This is a genomic window from Curtobacterium sp. B18, from assembly GCF_000333375.1.
Lineage (GTDB): Bacteria > Actinomycetota > Actinomycetes > Actinomycetales > Microbacteriaceae > Curtobacterium.
The window spans coordinates 1-5,094 of the sequence record NZ_BACZ01000149.1; the positions used below are offsets into that span (position 1 = coordinate 1).

General features: G+C 71.6%; 7 protein-coding genes and 1 pseudogene. 3 read left to right on the forward strand and 5 right to left on the reverse strand.

Features of this window, described 5'->3' with window-relative positions:
- From I5E_RS23245 to I5E_RS22545, 4 genes and pseudogenes are all read right to left on the reverse strand, one after another.
- The coding region (locus tag I5E_RS23245; RefSeq protein WP_369007685.1) for a dTMP kinase at nt 1-201 on the reverse strand (201 nt) is incomplete at its 3' end.
- An 80-nt stretch (nt 202-281) separates the two neighbouring features.
- Nucleotides 282-1,016: pseudogene (locus I5E_RS26225) on the reverse strand (SURF1 family cytochrome oxidase biogenesis protein); the annotation flags it as partial.
- Entirely contained in the window at nt 1,013-1,321 is a 309-nt protein-coding gene (locus tag I5E_RS04110; protein WP_022905875.1) for a hypothetical protein, read from the reverse strand. The gene I5E_RS04110 and the pseudogene I5E_RS26225, both read right to left, overlap by 4 nt.
- On the reverse strand, nt 1,321-1,740 hold the full coding sequence (locus I5E_RS22545) for a DUF3099 domain-containing protein (protein ID WP_022905876.1): 420 nt from the start codon (nt 1,738-1,740) through the stop codon (nt 1,321-1,323). Before I5E_RS22545 ends, I5E_RS04110 begins: the two co-directional genes overlap by 1 nt.
- A gap of 165 nt (nt 1,741-1,905) precedes the next feature.
- Between I5E_RS22545 and fabG the strand changes: the two genes are divergently transcribed.
- Nucleotides 1,906-2,619: a 3-oxoacyl-ACP reductase FabG gene (gene fabG / locus I5E_RS04120; RefSeq protein ID WP_022905877.1), complete on the forward strand. Its 714-nt coding sequence runs from the start codon at nt 1,906-1,908 to the stop codon at nt 2,617-2,619.
- A 130-nt stretch (nt 2,620-2,749) separates the two neighbouring features.
- On the opposite strand, the gene I5E_RS04125 is transcribed toward fabG, so the two are convergent.
- A complete protein-coding gene (locus I5E_RS04125) occupies nt 2,750-3,508 on the reverse strand; it encodes a FadR/GntR family transcriptional regulator (RefSeq protein ID WP_022905878.1) in 759 nt (252 codons plus the stop codon).
- 57 nt (nt 3,509-3,565) lie between these two features.
- Between I5E_RS04125 and I5E_RS04130 the strand changes: the two genes are divergently transcribed.
- Together I5E_RS04130 and I5E_RS04135 are read left to right on the forward strand one after the other, a co-directional pair.
- On the forward strand, nt 3,566-4,477 hold the full coding sequence (locus tag I5E_RS04130) for a proline iminopeptidase-family hydrolase (RefSeq protein ID WP_261974853.1): 912 nt from the start codon (nt 3,566-3,568) through the stop codon (nt 4,475-4,477).
- Between the two features lie 137 nt (nt 4,478-4,614).
- Nucleotides 4,615-5,094 (forward strand): APC family permease (locus I5E_RS04135; protein ID WP_022905880.1); only part of this gene is annotated, 480 nt, incomplete at its 3' end.

Consider the following 5,094-nt stretch of genomic DNA (forward strand, 5'->3'; position numbering starts at 1 on the left):
CGAGGAGGCCCGGCGGACCGTCTCGTGGAACGCCTCGGCCTCGGACTCGAGCCGGTCGAAGGTGTCCCCACGCGCCGCGGCGACGCGAGCGCGTCCGACGGTGACGTCGAGGTCGAGCAGGATCGTGCGATCCGGCGCGAGCCCGCCGGCGGCCCAGTCGGACACCGAGCGGATGCGCTCGGCGCCGAGGCCGCGGGCCACGCCCTGGTACGCGACCGACGAATGAAGTAGCTGAGGTGCAGGCCGGTGTCGGCGGTCGGACGCTCCCAGCCGAGCGGGCGCGCCTGGGTCGGGGCGGGGGACTCGGAGGCGAGCTGCCCGTACGCGCCCGTGTAGATCGGCGTGTCGACCTTCTTGTCGACGTCCGACAGCGTCACCGACTGCACCTGGTCGGTGTGCGCCGGATCGGTGCGGCCGGGGATGCGCGGCTCGCTCTGCTGCAGGCGGACGATCGCGGTCACCTCGCCGGACGGCGGAGCGGGGACGTGGTCGGGGGCGTCCTGCGCGTTGCCGGTGGGGACCCAGCCACGGTCGACGATGAAGGCCCGGCCGTCGGCGGTGACCAGGGGCGTGAGGACCTCGAAGCCGGGCTGGCCGTTGTGCACGCGGTTCCGGACGAGCAGCTGGTCGGCGGTGTCGTAGCGGCCGGTCACGCTGACCCGGAGCCAGGTCTTCGCGTCGTCCCAGCTGGACGCCGTCGGGAGGGCTTCGTCGAGGGGCACCGGGGTGTGCTCGTAGTTCTGCGCGACCTGCTCGTTCTGGCGTACGGCCTCGTTGCGGCGGTCCCACTGCCACATGCCGAACAGGGTGCACACGATCGCGAAGGCCACGGCGATGGCGAAGTAGCCGAGCCACCGTCTGCTGCGGACGAACCGCCAGCCGACGAACGGTTCGTCGGGGTCACGTTCGGTGACGGTGCTCCTGCTGCCGCGCTCGGGCGAGGCTGCCGCGGCGCGCTCGAGCTTCTGCGCGTGCCGTCGGCCGTACCGGGAAGTCGGGTCGAACTGCTGGCTCACCGACGGTCACCGGCTGCGCGTGCACCGACGTCGTTCTTCGGGGCGTCGGCCGGATCGCGTTCGTCGTCGAGTCGGTCCACGTCCTCGTGCATGCCCGTGACCCGGACCGGGAAGGAACGGGACCGCAGGTAGTCGGCGAGGAAGTCCCGGTGCTCGTCACACGCCGCCCAGATCTTCACGCGGTCGATGGCGTGGATCCGGGGGTTGCGCCAGTTCACGCGCCAGGCGGCGGTGGACACGCAGCCGGCGCGCGAGCACACGGGGGTCGAGCCGGGTTCGGTGACGAGGTCGAACGTCGCCCCCATCAGCGCCGTCCCCAGACACGGGAACGGTCGCCGCTCCGCTGCCACTCGGCCTGCGCGTCCTGCGCCTGCTCGCGCAGTCGGTCCTGCTCGGCGCGGTACGCCTCGGCCCGGGCGTCCTCCTGCTGTTCGCGGAGTCGGGGGTCCACGGCGTCGTACAGCTGGATCGCACCAGCCGGCGTCACGATGTCGCTCTCGGCGCGGCTGCCGGCGTTCGCGATGATGACGGCGACCCACGGGATCACACCGGCGAGCACGATCGGGATGACCGCGAGCCACGTGTGCCAGATCGACCAGACGACGACCGCTCCGATGAAGAAGACCACGCGGAGGGCCATCTGCCAGACGTACCGGGACAGGCGATGTGCACGGTCCTGCTCCGGAGAGTCCGGGAGGGTGGTGATGCTGTGCGTCGTCTTCATCCGATGTTCTTTCCTCTGCCCGAGAGCAAGCCTAACTCCGTGGGGGCCGAACCGGTTCCGCCGCGCGCGGACACGGTGCGCGTATCGGCTCCGGTACGCTCTTCCGGGCGTGTCCGACCCGGTCCGGGTCCGGCGCGCCGTGCACCCACACCGAACGGAGCGACCATGAGCACCCCCCGTACCGTCCTCGTCACCGGCGGCAACCGCGGCATCGGCCACGCCCTCGCCGAGCGCTTCGTCGCAGCCGGCCACCGTGTCGCCGTCACCTCCCGGAGCGGGCAGGGCGGACCCGAGGGGGCACTCACGGTGCAGGCGGACATCACGGACACCGCCAGCGTCGACGCCGCCTTCTCGCAGGTCGAGGCCGAGCTCGGTCCGATCGAGGTCCTCGTCGCCAACGCCGGCATCACGAACGACCAGCTGCTGCTCCGCATGTCGGAGGAGGACTTCACGAGCGTGATCGACACGAACCTCACGGGCACGTTCCGGGTGGTCAAGCGCGCCACGAAGGGCATGATGAAGGCCAAGTTCGGCCGCATCGTGCTCATGTCCAGCGTGGTCGGCGCCTACGGCCAGGTCGGGCAGGTCAACTACGCGTCCTCGAAGGCCGCCCTCGTCGGCATGGCCCGGTCGATCACGCGTGAGCTCGGCTCCCGCGGCATCACGGCGAACGTCGTCGCTCCCGGGTTCATCCAGACCGACATGACCGCGGCGCTGCCGGACGAGCTCGTCGCCGAGTTCAAGAAGCAGATCCCGGCGTCGCGGTACGGCACGGTGGACGACGTCGCCGACGCCACGCTGTTCCTCGCGGGCGACGGTGCCGGCTACATCTCGGGAGCGGTCATCCCCGTCGACGGCGGCCTCGGGATGGGCCACTAGGCACCAGTCGGCCGATCCACCGGTCGGCCGACCCACCGGTCGGCCGAACCCCGGTCAGCCGACCCCCGGCCAGCTGACCCCCGGTCGGCCGACCCCGGTCGGGCGACCGCCGAGCACCCAGCCCCGCCGGTCAGGCGCGCGGCACCTGGCCGGCACGCAGCATCGCCCGCTCCAGGAGCTCGAGGTCGATCCCCACGTGCCGCCGTGCGAGCTGCCCGGCGGTGACGGGGTCCCCGCCGCAGACCGCGTCGACGATCGCCTCGTGCTCGTGGAGCGCCCGGTCCTCCATCGCGGCCATCCCGTCGGCGACACCCCAGAGGTGCGCGGGCGCCGCGATCGACACCTGGCCCTCGAGGTCGGCGAGCACCGCCGCGAGCACGTCGTTGCCCGCCGCGTCGATGATCGTCCGGTGCAGCACCGCATCGGCCTGCTGCTTGGCGAGCCCGGACGACGCGGCCCGGAAGTCCTCGAGGCGCTCCCGGACCCGTGCCGCGTGCTCGGTGTCGATCCGTTCAGCGGCCGCGGTCGCGAGGGCGCCGTGCAGCAGGGCGATCGCGTCCGTGGTGGCTCGGATGGCGTCCCACCGTGCCAGGAGGGTGCGTCCGACCGCGTCGGAGGAGGAGTCCGGCCACTGGGTCCTGACGAAGGTCCCGCCACCGCGCCCGCGCCGGGTCTCCAGCAGTCCGCGGTCGACGAGTCGAGCCAGCGCGGCGCGCACCGTGACGCGCCCGACCCCGAGCAGGATCGCGAGTTCTCGCTCGGGTGGGAGCCGTGACGCCGGGAGGTACTCGCCGACCGCGACGGCCGTGACCAGCCGGTCCTCGACCTCGTCGACCCGGCTCTCGGTCGTCCGTTCCGCCACCGGGTTCCCCTCGTTCGTTTCGTCCACGTTAAAGGACCAGAAAAGGTCTTGCACGGGACCTTTGCGCGGTCCATGCTGTGCGACATGTCCCGCATCACCGAAGGCACGATGCCGTTCCAGGACGGGCACACCTGGTACCGCGTCACCGAACCCGATCACCCCACCCCGGGTGCGCTGCCCCTCGTCGTCCTGCACGGCGGTCCGGGCATGGCACACGACTACCTCCGGAACCTCGCCGCCCTCGCGGACGAGACCGGGCGCACGATCGTGCACCACGACCAGTTCGGCTGCGGTCGGAGCACCCACCGTCCGGACGCACCGGTCTCCACCTGGGTGCCGCAGCTCTTCGTCGACGAGTACTCCGCCCTCGTCGAGCACCTCGGACTCGGTGCCCACCACCTGCTCGGGCAGTCGTGGGGCGGGATGCTCGGCGCCGAGATCGCCGTCCGGCGCCCGGCGCACCTGCGGAGCCTCGCGATCTGCAACTCGCCGGCGTCGATGCAGCTCTGGGTGGAGGGGGCCGCCGAACTCCGTGCCCAGCTCCCCGCAGACGTGCAGGACGCGCTGACGCGCCACGAGACCGACGGCTCCGTGGACGACCCGGAGTACCTCGCCGCCACGCAGGTCTTCTACCAGCGCCACGTCTGCCGCACCGTGCCGATGCCGCAGGACTTCGTCGACTCCGAGGCCCAGATGGAGGCCGAGCCGACCGTCTACCACACCATGAACGGTCCGAACGAGTTCCACGTGATCGGCACCATGCGCGACTGGACGATCATCGATCGGCTCGACGCCGTGACCGTCCCCACGCTCGTGGTCGCCGGCGAGCACGACGAGGCGACCCCGGCCACCTGGCAGCCCTTCGTCGAGCGCATCGCCGACGTCGAGCAGCACGTCTTCCCGGGGGCGAGCCACTGCTCGCACCTGGAGCAGCCCGAGGAGTTCCGTCGCGTGGTCGCGGCGTTCCTCGCCGGTCACGACGACCCCGTCGACTGAGCGTGTGGCCGGCCCCACCGGGCCGGCCACAGGGACCAGTCGGCGATCCGCCGGACGGGAGGCGCGGCTCACCCCCGCACCGCGCCTCCCGTCCGTCCTTCCCCCCTCCACGCACCGTCTCCCCGAACGGAACCACCATGTCGCAGCAGCACAGCGAGCTCTCCGCGCAGCAGCAGCTCGAGGCCTACGGCTACAAGCAGGAGCTGAAGCGCTCCGTGTCCACCACCGACCTGCTCGTCTACGGGCTGGTCTTCATGGTGCCGATCGCTCCGTGGGCGATCTTCGGCACCGTCTACAACTCGTCCCGCGGCATGGTGCCGCTCGTCTACATCGTCGGCCTCGTCGCGATGATCTTCACGGCGCTCGCCTACGCCCAGATGGCGAAGTCGATCCCGCTCGCCGGGAGTGTCTTCTCGTACGTCGGCCGCGGCATCCACCCCACCGCCGGCTTCTTCGCCGGGTGGGCGATCCTGCTCGACTACCTGCTCGTCCCGACGCTGCTCTACGTGTTCGCGGCGGAGAGCATGGTCGGCATCTTCCCCGGGACGCCCCGGTGGCTCTGGGCACTGCTGTTCGTCGCGATCAACACCGTCATCAACCTGCTCGGTGTCTCGTCG